At 66.8% G+C, this 20,067-nt stretch carries 12 protein-coding genes; all 12 read left to right on the plus strand.

Going from position 1 to position 20,067, the window contains the following annotated elements; all coding sequences use genetic code 11:
* Nucleotides 1-73 precede the first annotated feature (73 nt).
* The 12 genes from glf (at nucleotide 74) to ACZY08_RS06265 (ending at nucleotide 20,066) form a co-directional block, all read left to right on the plus strand.
* Nucleotides 74-1,324 (plus strand): UDP-galactopyranose mutase, encoded by a 1,251-nt coding sequence (gene glf / locus ACZY08_RS06210; protein ID WP_463743675.1) that lies wholly within the window; start codon nucleotides 74-76, stop codon nucleotides 1,322-1,324.
* On the plus strand, nucleotides 1,321-3,258 hold the full coding sequence (locus tag ACZY08_RS06215; protein WP_463743676.1) for a glycosyltransferase: 1,938 nt from the start codon (nucleotides 1,321-1,323) through the stop codon (nucleotides 3,256-3,258). Before glf ends, ACZY08_RS06215 begins: the two co-directional genes overlap by 4 nt.
* A 1-nt stretch (nucleotide 3,259) precedes the next feature.
* The gene (locus ACZY08_RS06220; protein ID WP_463743677.1) at nucleotides 3,260-3,793 is read left to right on the plus strand and encodes a phosphatase PAP2 family protein; all 534 of its coding nucleotides are present in this window, start codon (nucleotides 3,260-3,262) and stop codon (nucleotides 3,791-3,793) included.
* The gene (locus ACZY08_RS06225) at nucleotides 3,790-4,731 is read left to right on the plus strand and encodes a decaprenyl-phosphate phosphoribosyltransferase (RefSeq protein ID WP_463743678.1); all 942 of its coding nucleotides are present in this window, start codon (nucleotides 3,790-3,792) and stop codon (nucleotides 4,729-4,731) included. The genes ACZY08_RS06220 and ACZY08_RS06225 overlap by 4 nt, the downstream gene beginning before the upstream one ends.
* Nucleotides 4,709-6,751, plus strand: coding sequence for a flagellar motor control protein ZomB (zomB, locus tag ACZY08_RS06230; protein ID WP_463743679.1), 2,043 nt, complete (start codon nucleotides 4,709-4,711; stop codon nucleotides 6,749-6,751). Before ACZY08_RS06225 ends, zomB begins: the two co-directional genes overlap by 23 nt.
* Nucleotides 6,752-7,212: 461 nt before the next feature.
* Nucleotides 7,213-8,208 (plus strand): esterase family protein, encoded by a 996-nt coding sequence (locus ACZY08_RS06235; protein WP_463743680.1) that lies wholly within the window; start codon nucleotides 7,213-7,215, stop codon nucleotides 8,206-8,208.
* A 213-nt stretch (nucleotides 8,209-8,421) separates the two neighbouring features.
* On the plus strand, nucleotides 8,422-9,333 hold the full coding sequence (locus tag ACZY08_RS06240; RefSeq protein ID WP_463744173.1) for an alpha/beta hydrolase-fold protein: 912 nt from the start codon (nucleotides 8,422-8,424) through the stop codon (nucleotides 9,331-9,333).
* A 75-nt stretch (nucleotides 9,334-9,408) separates the two neighbouring features.
* Nucleotides 9,409-9,855, plus strand: coding sequence for a hypothetical protein (locus ACZY08_RS06245; RefSeq protein ID WP_463743681.1), 447 nt, complete (start codon nucleotides 9,409-9,411; stop codon nucleotides 9,853-9,855).
* A 42-nt stretch (nucleotides 9,856-9,897) separates the two neighbouring features.
* The gene (gene culp6, locus ACZY08_RS06250; protein ID WP_463743682.1) at nucleotides 9,898-10,911 is read left to right on the plus strand and encodes a carboxylesterase Culp6; all 1,014 of its coding nucleotides are present in this window, start codon (nucleotides 9,898-9,900) and stop codon (nucleotides 10,909-10,911) included.
* 251 nt (nucleotides 10,912-11,162) lie between these two features.
* On the plus strand, nucleotides 11,163-13,052 hold the full coding sequence (gene fadD32 / locus ACZY08_RS06255) for a long-chain-fatty-acid--AMP ligase FadD32 (protein WP_463743683.1): 1,890 nt from the start codon (nucleotides 11,163-11,165) through the stop codon (nucleotides 13,050-13,052).
* A gap of 61 nt (nucleotides 13,053-13,113) precedes the next feature.
* The gene (gene pks13, locus ACZY08_RS06260; RefSeq protein WP_463743684.1) at nucleotides 13,114-18,516 is read left to right on the plus strand and encodes a polyketide synthase Pks13; all 5,403 of its coding nucleotides are present in this window, start codon (nucleotides 13,114-13,116) and stop codon (nucleotides 18,514-18,516) included.
* On the plus strand, nucleotides 18,513-20,066 hold the full coding sequence (locus ACZY08_RS06265) for an acyl-CoA carboxylase subunit beta (RefSeq protein WP_463743685.1): 1,554 nt from the start codon (nucleotides 18,513-18,515) through the stop codon (nucleotides 20,064-20,066). Before pks13 ends, ACZY08_RS06265 begins: the two co-directional genes overlap by 4 nt.
* Nucleotide 20,067: the final 1 nt, after the last annotated feature.

Consider the following 20,067-nt stretch of genomic DNA (forward strand, 5'->3'; position numbering starts at 1 on the left):
CGTGAGCGAATTGCGACCTGGGCCCTTCGTCGAATTCGGGGCACAGGGGCGCGGTCGGATACCCTGGCTGCCGATGACGTCCTTATCTCCCCGGGTCGCTACAGACCAGTCCAGCGCACATTTCGACTTATTCGTCGTCGGCTCCGGTTTCTTCGGTCTGACGATCGCTGAGCGCGCCGCGGCGCAGCTGGGCAAGCGTGTCCTTGTTATAGAACGCCGCCCGCACATCGGCGGCAACGCCTACTCGGAAGCCGAACCGCAGACCGGTATCGAAGTCCACAAGTACGGGGCCCACCTGTTCCACACCTCCAACCAGCGGGTGTGGGACTACGTGCGGCAGTTCACCGAGTTCACCGGCTACCAGCACCGCGTCTTCGCGATGCACGACGGCCAGGCCTACCAGTTCCCCATGGGGCTGGGCCTGGTCTCGCAGTTCTTCGGCCGGTACTTCACCCCCGACGAGGCCCGCGCCCTGATCAAGGAGCAGGCCAGCGAGATCGCCGGGCACGAGGCGGCCAACTTCGAGGAGAAGGCCATCTCGCTGATCGGGCGCCCGCTCTACGAGGCGTTCATGAAGCACTACACCGCCAAGCAGTGGCAGACCGACCCGCGCGAGCTGCCGGCGTCCAACATCACCCGGCTGCCGGTGCGCTACACGTTCGACAACCGCTACTTCAACGACACCTACGAGGGCCTGCCGGTCGACGGTTACACCGCCTGGCTGGAGAACATGGCCGCCGACGACCGCATCGAGGTGCGGTTGGACACCGACTGGTTCGACGTGCGCGATGAGCTCCGCGCGGCCAACCCCGACGCCCCGGTCGTGTACACCGGTCCGCTGGACCGCTACTTCGACTACTCCGAGGGCCGGCTGGGTTGGCGCACACTGGACTTCGATCTCGAGGTGTTGACGGACTGTGGTGATTTCCAAGGCACGCCCGTCATGAACTACAACGACGCCGACGTGGCGTACACCCGGATCCACGAGTTCCGGCATTTCCATCCCGAGCGGGACTACCCGGCCGACAAAACGGTCATCATGCGGGAGTTCTCGCGATTCGCCGAAGCGAACGACGAGCCGTACTACCCGATCAACACCGACGCCGACCGTGCCCTGCTGGCTTCTTACCGGGCCCGCGCCAAGGCCGAAACCGCCTCGGCGAAGGTGCTTTTCGGCGGCCGGCTGGGCACCTACCAGTACCTCGACATGCACATGGCCATCGCCAGTGCGCTGAACATGTACGACAACACCCTGGCCCCGCACCTGACTGACGGTGCACCGCTGGTGACCGAGCAGACCGACAAGGAAAGCAGCAACGCATGAGTGACATCCCTTCCGGCGCGCTGGACGCCGGGGAATCCCGGGCCGTCAGTCTGCTGGCCCGCGTGATCCTGCCGCGACCGGGCGAGCCGCTGGACGTCCGCAAGCTCTATCTCGACGAGGATCCGACCAATGCCCGTCGGGCCCATGCGCCGACGCGGACGACCCTCGAGATCGGTACCGAATCCGGTATCTCGTTCGCGACCTACTTCAACGCTTTCCCGGCCAGTTATTGGCGGCGCTGGTCCACCCTGAAATCGGTGGTGCTGCGAGTCGAGTTGACCGGCACCGCCCGGGTCGACGTCTACCGGTCCAAGGCCACCGGCGCCCGGATCACCGTGGGCGGCGCCCCAGTCTCCAGCGGCGACTCCGCCGAACCGGCGAGCGTCGAATTCGAGATCGACCTCACCCCCTTCGAGGACGGCGGGTGGATCTGGTTCGACATCACCAGCAACACCGCGGTGCGGGTCCACAGCGCCGGTTGGTACGCCCCGTCCCCCGCGCCGGGCCGGGCCAACATCGCCGTCGGCATCCCGACCTTCAACCGTCCCTCGGACTGCGTCAACGCGCTGGCCGCCCTGACCTCGGATCCGTTGGTGGACGAGGTGGTCAGCGCGGTCATCGTGTCCGACCAGGGCACCAGCAAGGCCAAGGACCATCCGGGATTCGAGGCCGCCGCAGCCGCACTCGGCAACCGGCTCACGATCCACAACCAGCCCAACCTCGGTGGCTCCGGCGGTTACAGCCGGGTGATGTACGAGGCGCTGAAGAACACCGACTGTGAACAGATCCTGTTCATGGACGACGACATCCGCATCGAGCCCGATTCGATCCTGCGGGCCCTGGCCATGAACCGGTTCGCCAAGGAACCCATTCTGGTCGGCGGGCAGATGCTCAACCTGCAGGAGCCGTCACACCTGCACATCATGGGCGAGATGGTCGACCGGGCGAACTTCATGTGGTCGGCGGCGCCCAACGCCGAATACGACCACGACTTCGCCAAGTATGCGCTGGACGACACCGACGCCGTCCGCAGCAAGCTGCTGCACCGCCGGATCGACGTGGACTTCAACGGCTGGTGGATGTGCATGATCCCCCGGCAGGTGGCCGAGGAGCTCGGGCAGCCGCTGCCGCTGTTCATCAAGTGGGACGACGTCGAGTACGGCTTGCGCGCCGCCGAACACGGCTACCGCACGGTCACCCTTCCCGGCGCGGCGATCTGGCACATGGCGTGGAGCGACAAGGACGACGCCATCGACTGGCAGGCCTACTTCCACCTGCGCAACCGGCTGGTGGTGTCGGCAATCCACTGGGATGGCGATGCGCGGGGGCTGCTGGCCAGCCACCTCAAGGCCACCTTCAAACACCTTCTGTGCCTTGAATATTCGACCGTCGCCATCCAGAACCGGGCCATGGAGGACTTCCTGGCCGGCCCGGAGCACATCTTCTCCATCCTGGAATCGGCCCTACCCGACATCCGCAAGATGCGCCAGGAGTACCCCGACGCCGTCGTCGTGGGCGGTGCCACCGAACTACCGCCGGCCTCGGATCTGCGGCGCAAGAAGATCGGCATCCCGGTCTCCAAGCCGGCGATCGCGGTGAACCTGGCCCGCGGCGTCGTCCACCAACTGCGCCAGCACGATCCGCAAACCCACATCCAGCCGCAGATCAACGTGGCCACCCAGGATGCCCGCTGGTTCTCCATGTGCCGGGTCGACGGGGTCACCGTCACGACCGCTGACGGGCGTGGTGTGGTGTACCGGCAGCGGGACCGCGCCAAGATGTTCGCGTTGCTCCGTGCCTCGCTGCGCCAGCAGTTGCGAGTGGTCCGTCAGTTCGACCGGATGCGCAAGGTCTATCGTGAGGCGCTGCCGGTGCTGACCAGCACCCAGAAGTGGGAGACGGTGTTGCTGACAGAGTCGGCGGAGAAAAACTGACATGACCGATGCCCCGCGCGGCGAAGACGCCGTGTTGGTCGCCGTGCAGTCTGCCCTGGCCACCAGGCCCGGCGTGCTGAGCGGCGCACGTGCGTTGTCGCATTTCGGCGAGCACAGTCTGGGTTGGCTCGCGCTCGCGGCCGGGGGTGCGCTGGCCCAGCCGGCCAAGCGCAGGTCATGGATCGCCGTGGGCGTCGGCGCCTTTGTCGCCCATGCCGCGGCGGTACTGATCAAGCGGGTGGTGCGCCGTGAGCGGCCACATCACCCCGATGTCGCCGTGAACGTCGGGACGCCGAGCCGGTTGAGTTTCCCCTCGGCACATGCCACCTCGACCACCGCGGCGGCGGTCCTGCTGGCCCGGACCACCGGTCTGCCGGTGCGCGCGGTGCTCGTGGTGCCCATGGCGCTGTCCCGTCTGGTGCTGGGCGTGCACTATCCCACCGATGTGCTGACCGGCGTGGCCGTCGGGGCAGCCGTGGGTTCGGTGGTCGGAAGAACTGCCGGTGTCGGGCCGAAGGAGACCGTGGCCAAATGAGTGAGGAAGTGTTGCCGGAGGTCGGCCCGCCGAAGAATCTGGCCGCCGGGCTGATCAAGGCCGTCCGTCCGCGCCAGTGGATCAAGAACCTGCTCGTCCTGGCCGCGCCGTTGGCCGCGGTCGGCAGCGGCATCCAATACGACTACGGCGACCTCGCCTACAAGGTGTCGATCGCGTTCGTGGTGTTCTGCCTGGCCGCGTCGTCGATCTATCTGATCAACGATGCCCGCGACGTCGAGGCCGACCGCGCCCATCCGACGAAGCGGTTCCGGCCGATCGCCGCCGGTGTGGTGCCGGAGTGGATGGCCTACGTGCTGGCCGTCGTTCTCGCGGTGGCCTCGCTGGGCATCTCGTGGCTGCTGACCCCGGCGCTGGCGCTGGTGATGGCGGTGTACATCGCCATCCAGCTTGCGTACTGCTTCGGGCTCAAGCACCAGGCCGTGCTCGACATCTGCATCGTGTCCTCGGGCTTCCTGATCCGCGCCATCGCCGGTGGTGTGGCTGCCGATATCCCACTGTCGCAATGGTTCCTGCTGGTGATGGCCTTCGGCTCGCTGTTCATGGCGGCGGGCAAGCGGTACGCCGAACTGCAGTTGGCCGAGCGCACCGGGGCCAAGATCCGCAAGTCGCTGGAGAGCTACACCAACACCTATCTACGGTTCGTCTGGACACTGTCGGCCACTGCGATGGTGCTCTGCTACGGCCTGTGGGCGTTCGGGCGCGACAGTGCCAACGACGCCTTGGGCCTCGACGGCCAGGACGCGTCGTGGTACGCGATCACGATGGTTCCGTTCACCGTCGCGATCCTGCGCTATGCGGTTGACATCGACGGTGGCATCGCCGGTGAGCCTGAGGAGATTGCGCTGAAAGACCGAGTGCTGCAGATCCTGTTCCTGGCCTGGATCGGAACCATCGGTGCAGCCATCTACTTCAGCTGACCGGATTACGTTGCGCCGCTTGGCAGGCGGCGTGGGTGCACGGTTGGCGCGGTGGCCGGTGTTTCCCTACGACGTCTCGGTGCGGGTCAGCCTGTGGGTGAGCGTGGTCGTGGTGGCCGGGCTGTTCGGCTGGGGTGCCTGGCAGCGCCGATGGATCGCCGACGACGGCCTGATCGTGCTGCGGACGGTGCGAAACCTGCTCGCGGGCAACGGCCCCGTCTTCAATGCGGGTGAACGGATCGAGGCCAACACCTCCACCGTGTGGACCTACCTGATGGCGCTGGGCGCATGGCTCGGCGGCTCGGTCCAGATGGAGTACGTGGCGCTGGCCCTTGCGTTGACGCTGAGCGTGCTCGGCGTCGTTCTGGCGATGCTCGGCACCGGCCGGTTGTACGCCCCGAGCCTGCAGGGCCGCCGGGCACTGCTGCTGCCCGCCGGCGCGCTGGTCTACATCGCCGTCCCGCCGGCCCGCGACTTCGCCACCTCAGGGCTCGAAAACGGTTTGGTCCTGGCCTATCTGGGTCTGCTGTGGTGGATGCTGGTGTGCTGGTCGCAAGCTCTGCGTGCGGCTCCGGCAACGAGGCGCGGGGTAGCCGCCGGTGCACCGAACCCGGTGTCCAGCAAGTACTTCGAGGGTGTGTTGGCCGCCCTGGCCGGGCTGAGCGTGCTGATCCGCCCCGAGCTGGCGTTGATCGGCGGCGGCGCACTGGTCATGATGCTGATCGCGGCGCGCGGCCGGCGGCGCCGGGTCCTGATCGTGGTGGCCGGTGGGCTGCTGCCGGTCGCCTATCAGATCTTCCGGATGGGTTACTACGGGCTGTTGGTGCCGGGTACCGCGGTGGCCAAGGACGCCTCTGGATCGAAGTGGTCCCAGGGCCTGACCTATCTGACCAATTTCAACCATCCGTACCTGCTGTGGGTGCCGGTGCTGCTGCTGGCCGCGCTCGGTGCGGTTCTGCTGACCACGAGGACCCGGCCGTGGTGGGTGCGTCATCAGGTGCCCCGCGGTTACGGCTGGCTGGCACGCACCGTCCAAAGTCCTGCCGCGGTAGTGCTTTTCATGTTCGTCAGCGGGTTGCTGCAGGGCATCTACTGGGTGCGGCAGGGCGGTGACTTCATGCACGGCCGGGTGTTGCTGACGCCGCTGTTCTGCCTGCTGATGCCCGTCGCGGTCATTCCGGTCGTGCTGCCCGACGGCACCAGGTTCACCCGGGAGACGGGTTACCTGCTGGCCGCGGCCACCAGCGTGTTGTGGGCCTCGGTGGTGGGCTGGTCGATCTGGGCCGCCAACTCGCCGGGCCTCGGTGCCGACGGTACCCGCGTCACCTACACCGGCATCGTCGACGAGCGTCGGTTCTACTCGCAGGCCACGGGCCATGCGCACCCGCTGACCGCCGCCGACTACCTGGACTATCCGCGCATGCGTGCGGTGCTGACCGCGATCAACAACACCCCCGACGGGGCGCTGCTGTTGCCGTCGGGCAACTACGACCAGTGGGACGTCGTCCCCGCCTATCCGCCGCCGCCCGATCTCACCCCGGAGGCCCGTCGGGCGCTGGAAACCCCGCACACCGTGTTCTTCACCAACATGGGCATGCTGGGCATGAACGTCGGGCTCGACGTACGGGTCATCGACCAGATCGGTCTGACGAATCCGCTGGCGATGCACACGCAGAGGCTGACCGACGGCCGCATCGGCCACGACAAGAATCTGTTCCCGGACTGGGCCGTCGCCGAAGGACCGTTCCTCAAGACCAGGCAGTACATCCCGCCCTACCTGGACGAGGATTGGATCGCGCAGGCACAGGCGGCGCTGGACTGCCCGGCCACCGAGTCGATGCTGAACTCGGTGCGCGGGGAGATGAGCCCGCGGCGGTTCCTGTCCAACCTGGCGCACGCGTACGAGTTCACCAAGTACCGGATCGACCGGGTGCCGCTCTATGACTTGAAGCGATGCGGCCTACCGGTCCCCGAACCGAAGAACCCGCCGTACACGGGAATGCCCGCCACCGGACCGTGACGGGGGCGGGATCGTAGGACTGAATTCTGTGTATTCGGTAACGCCCGGCCGGGTGGCGCCGATACCCAGACGAGCCCGCATGATCGATCTTGAACGGACGGTATGAGAAACCGATGCTGACCTCTGGTGTCTGTACCTGTGAACGGGAGACGTTCCTCACACCGGAGCACCCGGCGTATCGGACCGACACCAAGCAGGTCTGGGCGACCGGAAACGCTGTAGTGGGGTGGGCGAATTGCGTGCCGGGCGACGGTGCCCGGCCGTACCGGGCGGCTCGTTCGAAGGCCCCGAAACCAGACCTGATCGCGACCGTGAACGGCTGAGGGAGCGATCAGGGACGACAACTGCTGAAGAGAAGCATCACGCATTCGTGTGGTTGACTACACGGGCACGTGAGCCGCTTACGTCGGTCCTGACATCGATGTGCGGAATACGAAGAAAAGATTCAGATAGGGAGCGGTATGAAGTTCGTTGGGAAGATGCGCGGCTTGTCGCGCCGGCTGACGGTCGCGGTTGCGGCGGCGGCCGTGCTGCCTGGCCTGGTGGGCGTCGTGGGCGGCTCGGCGACCGCTGGAGCTTGGTCTCGACCCGGCCTGCCGGTCGAGTATCTCGAAGTTCCGTCGGCAGCGATGGGACGTGACATCAAGGTCGAGTTCCAGAGCGGTGGCGCGGGTGCACCTGCGCTCTATCTGCTCGACGGCATGCGTGCTCGTGAGGATCAGAACGGTTGGGACATCGAACTGCCTACGTTCGAGTGGTTCCTGAACTCGGGCATCTCGGTCGTGATGCCGGTCGGCGGTCAGTCCAGCTTCTACAGCGACTGGTACAAGCCGGCCTGTGGCAGCAAGGACGGCGGCTGCAAGACCTACAAGTGGGAGACCTTCCTGACCCAGGAGCTCCCCTCATGGCTGGCGGCCAACAAGGACGTGAAGTCGACCGGTAGCGCTGTGGTCGGTCTGTCGATGGCCGGTTCGTCGGCGCTGATGTTGTCGGCTCGCCACCCGGATCAGTTCGTCTACGCGTCCTCGCTGTCGGGCACCTTGAACCCGTCTGAGGGCTGGTGGCCGATGCTGATCGGTGTCTCGATGGGTGACGCCGGTGGCTACAAGGCCGACGACATGTGGGGCAAGACGGGCGATCCGGACAACGCCTGGAAGGCCAACGACCCGACCGAGAACGTCGCGACCCTGGCCAACAACGGCACTCGCCTCTGGGTCTACTGCGGTAACGGCAAGCCCGGCGAGCTGGGTGGCGCTGACATGCCCGCCAAGTTCCTGGAGGGCTTCGTGTGCCGCACCAACTCCACGTTCCAGGAGAAGTACATCGCGGCCGGTGGCAAGAACGCGGTGTTCAACTTCCCGCAGAGCGGTACGCACAACTGGGCCTACTGGGGCCAGCAGCTGCAGGCCATGAAGCCTGATCTGCAGCGGGTTCTGGGCGCCACCCCGACGGCCTGATCCGGCGGTAGGTAGCGACCTAACACGTACGACGCCTGACGGCGGCGACCCCCGACGGGGTCGCCGCCGTCAGCCGTTTCCGGGTCCTGTCACGGTCGGGCGTTTGACGCCCCGGCTGTGAGGTCGATGTGGTTCACTACAACGCGGGTGTGTGCGGTGGGCCCAGATGTGTAGTGCGCAGTCGAGTCCGGCAGGCAGCAGGAGAGGTTGATGATGAGACGTGCGTTGAGTCTGATGCGGACGATGCTGCTGGCCCTGCTGGCCCCAGTGCTCGGCACTGCCCTCTGGGCCGTGTCCGCGACGACGGGCGCGCCGGCCCGGGCCGAGGGTGTCGAGTATCTGATGGTCCCGTCGGCGGCGATGGGCCGCGACATCCCGGTGGCGTTCCAGGGCGGTGGCCCGCATGCGGTGTTTCTGCTCGACGCGTTCAACGCGGCCCCTGACGTGAGCAACTGGGTCAACGCCGGTCACGCGATGAGCACCCTGGCCGGTCGCGGAGTGTCGGTGGCCGCGCCGGCCGGTGGAGCGTTCAGCCTGTACACCAACTGGGAGCAGGACGGCAGCAAGCAGTGGGAGACCTTCCTGTCCGCCGAGCTGCCGGACTGGCTGGCCGCCAACAAGGGTCTGGCCCCGGGCGGGCACGGAGTCGTCGGAGCCTCACAGGGCGGCACCGCCGCGCTGACGCTGGCCGCGTTCCACCCCGACCGGTTCCGCTTCGCCGGATCCCTGTCGGGCTTCCTGACCCCGTCGGCCACCACTCTCAACGGCGCGATCACCGCGGGCATGGCGCAGTTCGGCGGCGTGGACAGCTATGGCATGTGGGGTGCCCCACAGCTGGGCCGCTGGAAGTGGCATGACCCCGACGTGCACGTGCAGTTGCTGGCTGACGCCAACACCCGGCTGTGGGTGTACAGCCCGGCCGTGCTCACATGCAGTGACCCCGCTGCGATGATCGGTGTCTGCGATCTGGCGCAGGGCAGCAACAGGTCCTTCTACCAGCACTACCGCTCCGTCGGCGGCAGCAACGGGCACTTCGACATGCCGGCCGGTGGCCAGCATGACTGGGGTAGCTGGGCTCCGCAGCTGGCGCAGATGTCGGGCGAACTGGTCGCGACCATCAAGTAAGCCGTCCGGGCGGCCGCCGTGGTGACCAGAATCAGCTGCGCCGGGACACTTTTCACCAGCCGGTACGGTGGAAGCGTGCAGCACACGGTACGGTCGGCCACCCTGGTGGTAGCGGTGTCCGCTGCGTCGTTGCTGACGGCATGCGATGCGAGCGGTGACATCATGGCGCCGCTGGCCCTGCCGACGTCACAGGTCAACGGTGCGCAGCCGCAGGCGGTGTCCGCGGAGCCTCTCCCACGCCGCTCCGGTGAGCTGGCCATCACGTCGCAGCAGCACACGTATCTCGATGAGCTCAAGGCCGCGGGGATCAGCCCGTCCAGTGAGCTGCTGGCGCTGTCGATCGGGTCGTATGTGTGCCAGGCCCACGCCGCCAAGCTGAACGACCAGGCCGTGCGGGATTTCGTCCTGCCGCTGGTGCGCAGCGACGTCCGGGCCGCCCACACCGCGGAAAGCCCGACCTCCGGCGAGATCGACGCCGCCGCCACCGATTACATCCGTATCGCCACCGAACATCTCTGCTGACAAGCAGATCACCGCACCGCACGCGAGGAGCCCGAGTAACCCATGGCAAAAAATGCCGGCCGCCGGAAGCGGCACCGCATCCTGGCCCTGATCGCCGCCGCGGCCATGGCACTCGTGGTGGTGCTGGTGGTGACGATCGTGGTGATCGTGATGCGTCGTCCCGAAACCCCGTCGGCACCGCCGTCGGCCCAGCCTCCGGCCGGGGTGCCGGGCCCGTCGGGGACGCGTAAGCCGCGCCCGGAGTTCCAGTCCGCCGACTGTCCCGACGTGATGTTGCTCTCGATCCCCGGTACCTGGGAGTCCTCGCCGCAGGACGACCCGATCAACCCGACACAGTTCCCGCTGTCGCTGATGACGAATGTCAGCCGGCCGATGGCCGAGCAGTTCGGGACAGACCGCCTCGAGGTCTACACGGTGCCCTACACCGCGCAGTTCCATAACCCGTTCTCCGCCGACAAGCAGATGTCCTACAACGACAGCCGTGCGGAGGGGAAGCGCACCGCGGTCAAGGCGCTCACGGACATGAACGACCGGTGCCCCCTCACCAGCTATGTGATCGCCGGGTTCTCGCAGGGCGCGGTGATCGGCGGGGACCTGGCCAGCGACATCGGCAACGGCCGTGGCCCGGTGGACGAGGACCTGGTGCTGGGCGTGACGTTGATCGCCGACGGCCGCCGCGAGCTCGGTGTCGGGCAGGACATCGGCCCCAACCCGCCCGGACAGGGTGCCGAGATCACGCTGCACGAGTTGCCGGTGCTGTCCGAGATGGGCCTGACCATGACGGGTCCACGGCAGGGCGGCTTCGGGGCGCTGAACGACCGGACGAATCAGATCTGCGGAAAGGGCGATCTGATCTGCTCGGCGCCGGAGGAGGCGTTCTCGATCTTCAATCTGCCCAAGACCCTGGAGACGCTGACCGGCAGCGCGGCCGGTCCGGTGCACGCCTTGTACAACACCCCGCAGTTCTGGGTGGAGAATGGACAAACCGCCACGCAGTGGGCGCTGAGCTGGGCCAAAGACCTGGTGGACAACGCGCCGCATCCAAAGCACGGGTAGCCGGGACGGGCCGGAGGCGTCAATCGTGCGTCGGATTTGGCCAGCACCGTCACAGTCCCTTAACATTAAGAGAAAAATAAGAGCTTCTTGCGCGAGTAGTGGGTTGGATAGAGCCGTCAGCTGATTCGTGGCATGGATCTGCGGGCCCGGTACGATCTTCGGGTTTGGGACGTATCGGCCGCCGAGTGGCTGCGACGCACCGGCAGTGACGTGCGACAACGCGACGAGTACGGCTCTGACAGGAGATTTAAATGCCGTTCATCAATCCGTTCATCAAGGACGGTCAGATCAAGTTCCCTGACGGCGCCAGCATCGTCGAGCACGTCGAGCGCTGGGCCAGGGTCCGTGCTGACAAGCTGGCATACCGCTTCCTGGACTTCTCGACCGAACGTGACGGTGTCGCCCGCGACCTGACCTGGTCCCAGTTCAGCGCCCGGAACAAGGCAGTGGCTGCCCGGCTTCAGCAGGTCACCCAACCCGGTGACCGTGTTGCCATCCTGTGCCCGCAGAACCTCGACTACCTCGTCGCCTTCTTCGGCGCGCTCTACGCCGGCCGCGTCGCGGTGCCCCTGTTCGACCCGTCCGAGCCCGGACACGTCGGCCGCCTGCACGCGGTGCTGGACGACTGCCACCCGTCGGCGATCCTGACCACCACCGATGCCGCCGAGGGCGTCCGCAAGTTCTTCCGCAGCCGGCCGGCCAACCAGCGTCCCCGCGTCATCGCGGTGGACGCGGTGCCCGACGACGTCGCCGCCACCTGGGTCCACTTCAAGGATGTCGACGAGTCCACCATCGCCTACCTCCAGTACACCTCCGGATCGACCCGGATCCCGACCGGTGTGCAGATCACCCACCTGAACATGGCCACCAACGTGGTGCAGATCGTCGAGGCGCTCGAAGGTGAGGAGGGCGACCGCGGCCTGTCCTGGCTGCCGTTCTTCCACGACATGGGTCTGGTCACCGGGCTGATCGCCCCGATGATCGGCCACTACTTCACCTTCATGACCCCGGCCGCCTTCGTGCGCCGGCCCGAGCGCTGGATCCGGGAGATGGCCCGCAAGGAAGGCGACACCGGTGGCGTCATCTCGGTGGCCCCGAACTTCGCGTTCGACCACGCCGCGGCCCGCGGCGTCCCCAAGGATGGCGCGCCGCTCGACCTGTCCAATGTGAAGGCCGTGCTCAACGGCAGTGAGCCGATCTCGGCGGCGACCGTGCGCCGGTTCAACGAGGCGTTCAGCCCGTTCGGCTTCCCGGCCAAGGCCATCAAACCGTCCTACGGTCTGGCCGAGGCAACGTTGATGGTGTCGACCACCCCGGCTGCCGAAGAGCCGAAGATCATCTCCGTCGACCGCGACGAGCTCAACAGCGGCCGCATCGTCGAGGTGGATGGCGATTCGATCAAGGCGGTTGCCCAGGCCTCGGCCGGCAGGGTCGGCGTCTCCGAGTGGGCCGTCATCGTGGACGCCGAGAGCGCGACCGAGCTGCCCGACGGACAGGTCGGCGAGATCTGGATGAGCGGCCAGAACATGGGCACCGGGTACTGGGGTAAGCCCGAAGAGACGATCGAGGTTTTCCAGAACACCCTCAAATCACGGACCAGCCCGTCACACGCCGAGGGTGCTGCAGACGACGCCACCTGGGTCCGCACCGGCGATTACGGCGCCTTCTACGACGGTGACCTCTATATCACCGGCCGCGTGAAGGACCTGGTCATCATCGACGGTCGTAACCACTACCCGCAGGACCTGGAGTACTCGGCGCAGGAAGCCAGCAAGGCGCTGCGTACCGGCTACGTGGCGGCCTTCTCGGTGCCGGCCAACCAGCTGCCCGACGAGGTGTTCGAGAACGCGCACGCGGGGCTGCACCGCGACGACGATGACAGCTCCGAGCAGCTGGTCATCGTCGCCGAGCGTGCCCCCGGCTCCCACAAGCTCGAAGTCGGCCCGATCACCGATGACATCCGCGCGGCGATCGCCGTGCGGCACGGTGTGACGGTGCGCGATGTGCTGCTGACCGCGGCCGGAGCGATCCCGCGTACCTCCAGCGGCAAGATCGGCCGCCGGGCCTGCCGCTCGGCCTACCTGGACGGCTCGCTGCGCAGCGGGAAGATCGCCAACGCGTTCCCCGACGAGACGGACTGACCGAACCCCCCACCGCTACGACGCCGACCAGCGCTCGTTCTGATGCAAGGTGACCTGAAATATGGATGAAGCACAAAGCAATTCGAATCTTCCAGAAGGCACCGAGCCTGCCGCGGCGCCGGCGGTGCGCCCAGACCTGACTGTCGCGGAGATGCGTGAGTGGCTGCGCAAGGCGGTGGCCACCGCCACGAGTCAGTCGCCCGACACGATCGACGAAACCACTCCGCTGATCGAGCTGGGGCTGTCCTCGCGTGACGCGGTGGCCATGGCCAGCGACATCGAGGACCTCACCGGTGTGACGCTGACGGCCACGGTGCTCTTCCGGCACCCGACCATCGAGTCGCTGGCCACGGTGATCATCGAGGGCGAGCCCGAGCCCGAGGACACCGGTGACGAGGACTGGACGCGTGCCTCCGATGTCGAGGACATCGCGATTGTCGGCGTCGCAACCCGCTTCCCGGGGGACATGAACTCCCCGGACGAAATGTGGGAGGCGCTGCTGGAGGGCCGCGACGCCATCACGGACCTGCCCGAGGGCCGCTGGGAAGAGTTCCTCGCGGAGCCGCGGATCGCCGAACGCGTCGGCAAGGCCAGCATTCGCGGCGGCTACCTATCGGACATCAAGGGTTTCGACTCCGAGTTCTTCGCGCTGTCGAAGATGGAGGCCGACAACATCGATCCGCAACAGCGGATGGCGCTCGAACTGACCTGGCAGGCCCTCGAGCATGCCCGTATCCCGGCGTCGAGCCTGCGCGGCACCAATGTCGCTGTGTACGTGGGTAGTTCCAACAACGACTACCAGTTCCTGGCCCTGATGGACCCGACGACGGCGCACCCGTATGCGATCACCGGTACCGCCACCTCGATCATCGCCAACCGGGTGTCCTACTTCTACGATTTCCGTGGGCCGTCGGTATCCGTCGACACCGCGTGCTCCAGCTCGCTGGTCGCCGCGCACCAGGGTGTGCAGGCGCTGCGCTCCGGCGAGGCCGATGTCGCCATCGTGGGCGGGGTCAATGCGATGATCACCCCGATCGTCACCATCGGTTTCGACGAGGTCGGCGGAGTGCTGGCCCCGGACGGCCGGATCAAGTCGTTCTCCTCCGACGCCAACGGATATGCCCGTTCCGAGGGCGGCGGCATGTTGGTGTTCAAGCGGGTCTCCGATGCCCGCCGCGACGGAGACACCATCCTCGCCGTCATCGCCGGCAGTGCGGTCAACCATGACGGCCGGTCCAACGGCATGCTCGCACCCAACCCGGATGCGCAGGAGGATGTGCTGCGCAAGGCCTACCGGGACGCCGGGATCAACCCGCGCGACGTCGACTACATCGAGGCGCACGGCACCGGCACCATCCTGGGCGACCCGATCGAGGCCGACGCACTGGGCCGGGTGGTCGGCCGCGGTCGCGACGCCGACAAGCCAGCTCTGCTGGGTGCGGTGAAATCCAATGTGGGACACCTGGAGTCGGCTGCCGGCGCGGCCAGCCTGGCGAAGATGACCCTGTCGCTGCAGCGCGACAAGCTGCCCCCGTCGATCAACTACGCGGGCCCCAACCCGTACATCGACTTCGACAAGGAACACCTCAAGGTCAACGACACCGTCTCGGAGTGGCCGCGCTACAGCGGGCACGCCATCACCGGTGTCTCGGGCTTCGGCTTCGGTGGGGCCAATGCGCACCTGGTGCTGCGCGAGGTCTTGCCGTCGGATCTGGTCGAGCCGCAGCCGGAACCCGAAGTCGAGGACAAGCCGGCCGCCGACGATGCGAACGCCGCCCTTGTCGGTGGTGTGCGGATGGACGAGTACGGCGAGTTTGTTCACGATGAGCCTTCTGAATACCCGGCCTACGAAGAGTCGAGCCTGGAGCTGCCCGGCCTGACCGACGAGGCGCTGCGCCTGATCGAGGCGGCCCGTGCGGAGTTGGCGGCGGCAGAAGCTGCTGAGCCCACCAAGAAGGTTGTCCCGCTTGCTGTCTCGGCGTTCCTGAGCTCACGCAAGAAGGTCGCCGCGGCGGAGCTGGCGGACTGGATCGACAGCGAAGAGGGTCGCGCGTCGTCGCTCGAGTCCATCGGACGCTCGCTGTCGCGCCGCAACCACGGCCGTTCCCGCGCCGTGGTGCTGGCCCATGACCACGACGAGGCGATCAAGGGCCTGCGGGCGATCGCCGATGGCAAGCAGCATCCGACGGTGATCTCGGCCGACGGCCCGGTGACCAACGGCCCGGTGTGGGTGCTCGCCGGTTTCGGTGCGCAGCACCGCAAGATGGGCAAGAGCCTGTACCTGCGCGAGCCGGTCTTCGCCGAGTGGATCAACAAGGTCGACGCTCACATCCAGGATGAGCGCGGGTACTCGATCGTCGAACTGATTCTCGATGACGCGATCGACTACACCAACGACACCTGCGAATACCCCATCGAAGTGGTCCAGACGGTGATCTTCGCCATCCAGATCGCGCTCGGGGAGTTCCTCAAGGCTCACGGAGCGAAACCCGGTGCGGTGGTGGGACAGTCGCTCGGTGAAGCGGCCGCCGCCTACTTCGCCGGCGGCCTGTCACTGGCCGACGCCACCAGGACCATCTGCTCGCGCGCGCACCTGATGGGTGAGGGCGAGGCGATGCTGTTCGGCGAGTACATCCGGTTGATGGCGTTGGTCGAGTACTCCGCCGACGAGATCAAGACCGTCTTCGCGGACTATCCGGGCCTCGAGGTGTGTGTCTACGCCGCCCCGACCCAGACCGTCATCGGGGGCCCGCCGGAGCAGATCGACGCGATCATCGCCCGTGCCGAATCCGAGGGCAAGTTCGCGCGCAAGCTCCAGACCAAGGGCGCCAGCCACACCCAGCAGATGGATCCGCTGATCGGTGAGCTTTCCGCCGAAATCCAAGGCATCGAAGCGCATCCGCTGACCACCGGTTACTTCTCGACCGTGCACGAGGGCAAGTTCATCCGGGCCGGCGCCGAGCCGATCCACGATGTGGACTACTGGAAGAAGGGGCTGCGCCACAGCGTCTACTTCACCCACGGCATCCGCAATGCGGTGGACAACGGCCACACCACCTTCCTGGAGTTGGCGCCGAACCCGGTGGCACTCATGCAGGTTGGATTGACGACGGCTTCGGCCGGGCTCCACGATGCGCAGCTGATCGCAACCCTGGCCCGCAAGCAGGACGAGGTCGAGTCGATGGTCACGGCCATGGCTCACTTGTTCGTGCACGGCCACAGCCTGGATTTCCGGACTCTGTTCCCGCGCAAGTCCAGCGGGCTGGCCGGCGCCCTGGACTTCGCCAACATCCCGCCCACCCGGTTCAAGCGCAAGCAGCACTGGCTGGAAGCAACGTTCACCGCGGACAGTTCGGCAGTGATGCCCGGCAACCACGTCGCGACACCGGACGGCAAGCATGTTTGGGAGTTCGTGTCGAAGGGCGCCGCTGACCTCGCCGCGCTGGTGAGAGCGGCTGCCGCGCAGGTGCTTCCGGATGCCAAGCTGACCGCCTCCGAGCAGCGTGCGGTGCCCGCCGAGGGCTCGCGTCTGGTCACCACGCTGACCCGGCACCCGGGCGGTGCCTCCGTGCAGGTGCACGCCCGGATCGAGGAGTCTTTCACCCTGGTCTACGACGCGATCGTGACCCGCGGCGGCGCCGCGGCCGCGCTGCCGACCGCGGTGGGCGCCGGCGTTGTCGCCGAGCAGGTTTCGGCCGCGCCGGCCGTGGCCGAACCCGAGGCCCAGGATGATGCCGAGATATTGCAGGACAACCTGACCAGGGGCGCCAATCTCGGTGCGGGCTTTGCCAAGTGGTCACCGGATTCGGGCGAGACCATCGCACAGCGACTCGGCACCATCGTCGGCGGCGCCATGGGCTACGAGCCAGAGGACCTGCCGTGGGAGGTGCCGCTGATCGAGCTGGGCCTGGATTCCCTGATGGCGGTACGGATCAAGAACCGGGTCGAGTACGACTTCGACCTGCCGCCGATTCAGCTGACCGCAGTGCGCGACGCCAACCTGTACAACGTCGAGGAGCTCATCAAGTACGCGATCGAGCACCGCGACGAGGTCGATCAGATCGCCGAGTCCCAGAAGGGCAAGACGGCCGAGGAGATCGCCGCGGAGCAGTCCGAACTGCTGGGCGGTGCCTCCACGGTCGCCGAGCTTGAGGCCAAGCTGGCCGAGACCGGACACCCATTGGCGGAGAACGACTCCGAGGAGAGCGCTGACGCTCCCGAAGCAAGTGGAATCCCGGCTGATCTTCCGGTTCCACCGGCGCCTTCGGACCCGTCGGGACCTGCCGTCCCCGCCCCGCCGAGTGATCCGTCCGGACCCGGCAAGGCCACCGCGGCTGCGGCGGCTGCCAAAGTACTGACCCAGGAGGCGGTCACCGAGGCATTGGGCGCCGACGTGCCCCCGCGTGACGCGGCCGAGCGGGTCACATTCGCCACCTGGGCGATCGTCACCGGCAAGTCGCCGAGCGGCATCTTCAACGAGCTGCCCTTCGTCGATGTCGAGACCGCGACGAAGCTCTCCGAGCGGCTCTCCGAGCGTGCCGAGGGCACCGTCACGGTTGAGCAGGTGCGTTCGGCCAAGACCATCGAAGAGCTGTCCACGATCGTGCGCGATCAGCTCGAAGAGGGTGTGGTGGACGGATTCGTCCGCACCCTGCGGCCTGGCAAAGAAGGCTCCTCGCACGTGCCGCTGTTCGTGTTTCACCCGGCCGGCGGATCGACCGTCGTCTACGAGCCGTTGATGAAGCGGCTGCCCGCCGACACCCCGGTGTACGGCATCGAACGGGTCGAGGGTGCCATCGAGGAGCGCGCGGCCGAGTACGTGCCCAAGCTCCTGGAGATGCACAAGGGCCCGTTCATCCTGGCCGGCTGGTCGCTGGGCGGGGCACTGGCCTACGCGTGTGCGATCGGGCTGAAGCGCGCAGGCGCCGATGTCCGGTTCGTCGGCCTGATCGACCTCGCGCTTCCCGGGGAGCCGATCGACCAGAGCAAGGAGGGTATGCGGGCCCGTTGGGATCGTTACGCCCTGTTCGCCCAACGCACCTTCAACGTCGAGATTCCGGCGATCCCGTACGAGGAGCTGGAGCAGCTCGACGACGAGGGCCAGGTGAAGTTTGTCCTGGACGCGATCAAGGACAGCGGTGTGCAGATCCCGGGCGGGATCATCGAGCATCAGCGCACGTCGTACCTGGACCAGCGCGCCCTGGCCACCATCGAGGTCCAGCCGTACGACGGCCACGTGACCCTGTACCTGGCCGACCGCTACCACGATGACGCCATCGTGTTCGAGCCCGCGTACGCGACCCGCAAGCCCGACGGTGGCTGGGGCGAGTACGTCAAGGATCTCGAGGTGGTGCCCATCGGGGGTGAGCACATTCAGGCCATCGATGAGCCGTACATTGCCAAGGTCGGTGCTCACATGAGCGAGGCGATCAACCGTATCGAAGCGGAGAGCGAGAGCAAGTGACCAACAAGACCACGGCCGAACTGCTGGCCGAGCTCCGCGAAAAGCTGGAACTGGCCAAGGAACCGGGCGACGCGAAAGCCATTGCGCGGCGGGACAAGAAGGGCATTCCCAGCGCCCGTGCCCGCATCCACGCACTGGTCGATCCGGGCAGCTTCCTGGAGATCGGCGCGCTGGCCAAGACCCCGGGTGACCCGAACGCGTTGTTCGGCGACGGCGTGGTCACCGGGCACGGCACGATCAACGGCCGCCCGGTGGGTGTGTTCAGCCACGACCAGACGGTGTTCCAGGGTTCGGTCGGTGAGATGTTCGGCCGCAAGGTCGCCAAGCTGATGGAGTGGGTGGCGATGGTCGGCTGCCCGATCATCGGGATCAACGACTCGGCCGGCGCCCGCATCCAGGACGCTGCGACCTCGCTGGCCTGGTACGCCGAGCTCGGCCGCCGCCACGAGATGCTGCGCGGCCTGGTCCCGGAGATCTCCATCATTCTGGGCAAATGCGCGGGCGGCGCGGTCTATTCGCCGATCCAGACCGATCTGCTGGTGGCGGTGCGCGATCAGGGCTACATGTTCATCACCGGTCCCGACGTGATCAAGGACGTCACCGGTGAGGATGTGACGTTCGACGAGCTCGGCGGTGCCGACGTGCAGGCCCAGCGCGGCAACATCCACAAGGTCGTAGAGGATGAGGCCGCGGCGTTCCAGTACGTCCGCGACTACCTTTCGTTCTTGCCCGCCAACCACTTCGACGACGCTCCGATCGTCAACCCGGGCCTTGAGCCCGAGATCACCCCGCACGATCTGGAGCTGGATTCGATCGTGCCGGATGCCGACAACACGGCGTACGACATGCACGAGATCCTGCTGCGGATCTTCGACGACGGTGACGTCTTCGAGATCGCCGAGCAGCGCGGCCCCGCGATGATCACCGCGTTCGCGCGGGTGGACGGCCGTCCGGTCGGCGTGATCGCCAACCAGCCGATGTTCCTGTCCGGAGTGGTGGACACCGATGCCTCCGACAAGGCGGCGAGCTTCATCCGGTTCTGCGACTCCTTCAACCTGCCTTTGGTTTTCGTCGTCGACACCCCCGGCGCCATGCCCGGTGTGGAGCAGGAGAAGGACGGCATCATCAAGCGCGGTGGCCGGTTCTTCAACGCCATCGTCGAGGCCGACGTGCCGAAGGTGACCATCGTCGTCCGCAAGGCCTACGGCGGCGGGTACGCGGTGATGGGCTCCAAGCAGCTCTCGGCGGACCTGAACTTCGCCTGGCCGACCGCACGTATCGCGGTGATCGGCGCCGAAGGTGCCGCGCAGCTGTTGGTGAAGCGCTTTCCGGATCCGACCGCACCCGAGGTGCAGAAGATCCGTGCCGACTTCATCGAGGGCTACAACCTGAACCTGGCCACGCCGTGGATCGCGGCCGAGCGCGGTTACATCGACGGCGTGATCCAGCCGCACGAGACCCGGCTGCTTCTCCGTAAGTCCCTGCACCTGTTGCGGGACAAGCAGAACATGCCCAAGGTCCAGCGTAAGCACGGGCTGACCCCGATCTGAT

Source organism: Mycobacterium sp. IDUB_9 (genome assembly GCF_055419505.1).

Coding starts and splice junctions, on each gene's coding strand:
- glf (WP_463743675.1), top strand. CDS start 74: ATGACGTCCTTATCTCCCCGGGTCGCTACAGACCAGTCCAGCGCACAT.
- ACZY08_RS06225 (WP_463743678.1), top strand. CDS start 3,790: ATGAGTGAGGAAGTGTTGCCGGAGGTCGGCCCGCCGAAGAATCTGGCC.
- culp6 (WP_463743682.1), top strand. CDS start 9,898: ATGGCAAAAAATGCCGGCCGCCGGAAGCGGCACCGCATCCTGGCCCTG.
- ACZY08_RS06220 (WP_463743677.1), top strand. CDS start 3,260: ATGACCGATGCCCCGCGCGGCGAAGACGCCGTGTTGGTCGCCGTGCAG.
- fadD32 (WP_463743683.1), top strand. CDS start 11,163: ATGCCGTTCATCAATCCGTTCATCAAGGACGGTCAGATCAAGTTCCCT.
- ACZY08_RS06235 (WP_463743680.1), top strand. CDS start 7,213: ATGAAGTTCGTTGGGAAGATGCGCGGCTTGTCGCGCCGGCTGACGGTC.
- ACZY08_RS06215 (WP_463743676.1), top strand. CDS start 1,321: ATGAGTGACATCCCTTCCGGCGCGCTGGACGCCGGGGAATCCCGGGCC.
- pks13 (WP_463743684.1), top strand. CDS start 13,114: ATGGATGAAGCACAAAGCAATTCGAATCTTCCAGAAGGCACCGAGCCT.
- ACZY08_RS06240 (WP_463744173.1), top strand. CDS start 8,422: ATGAGACGTGCGTTGAGTCTGATGCGGACGATGCTGCTGGCCCTGCTG.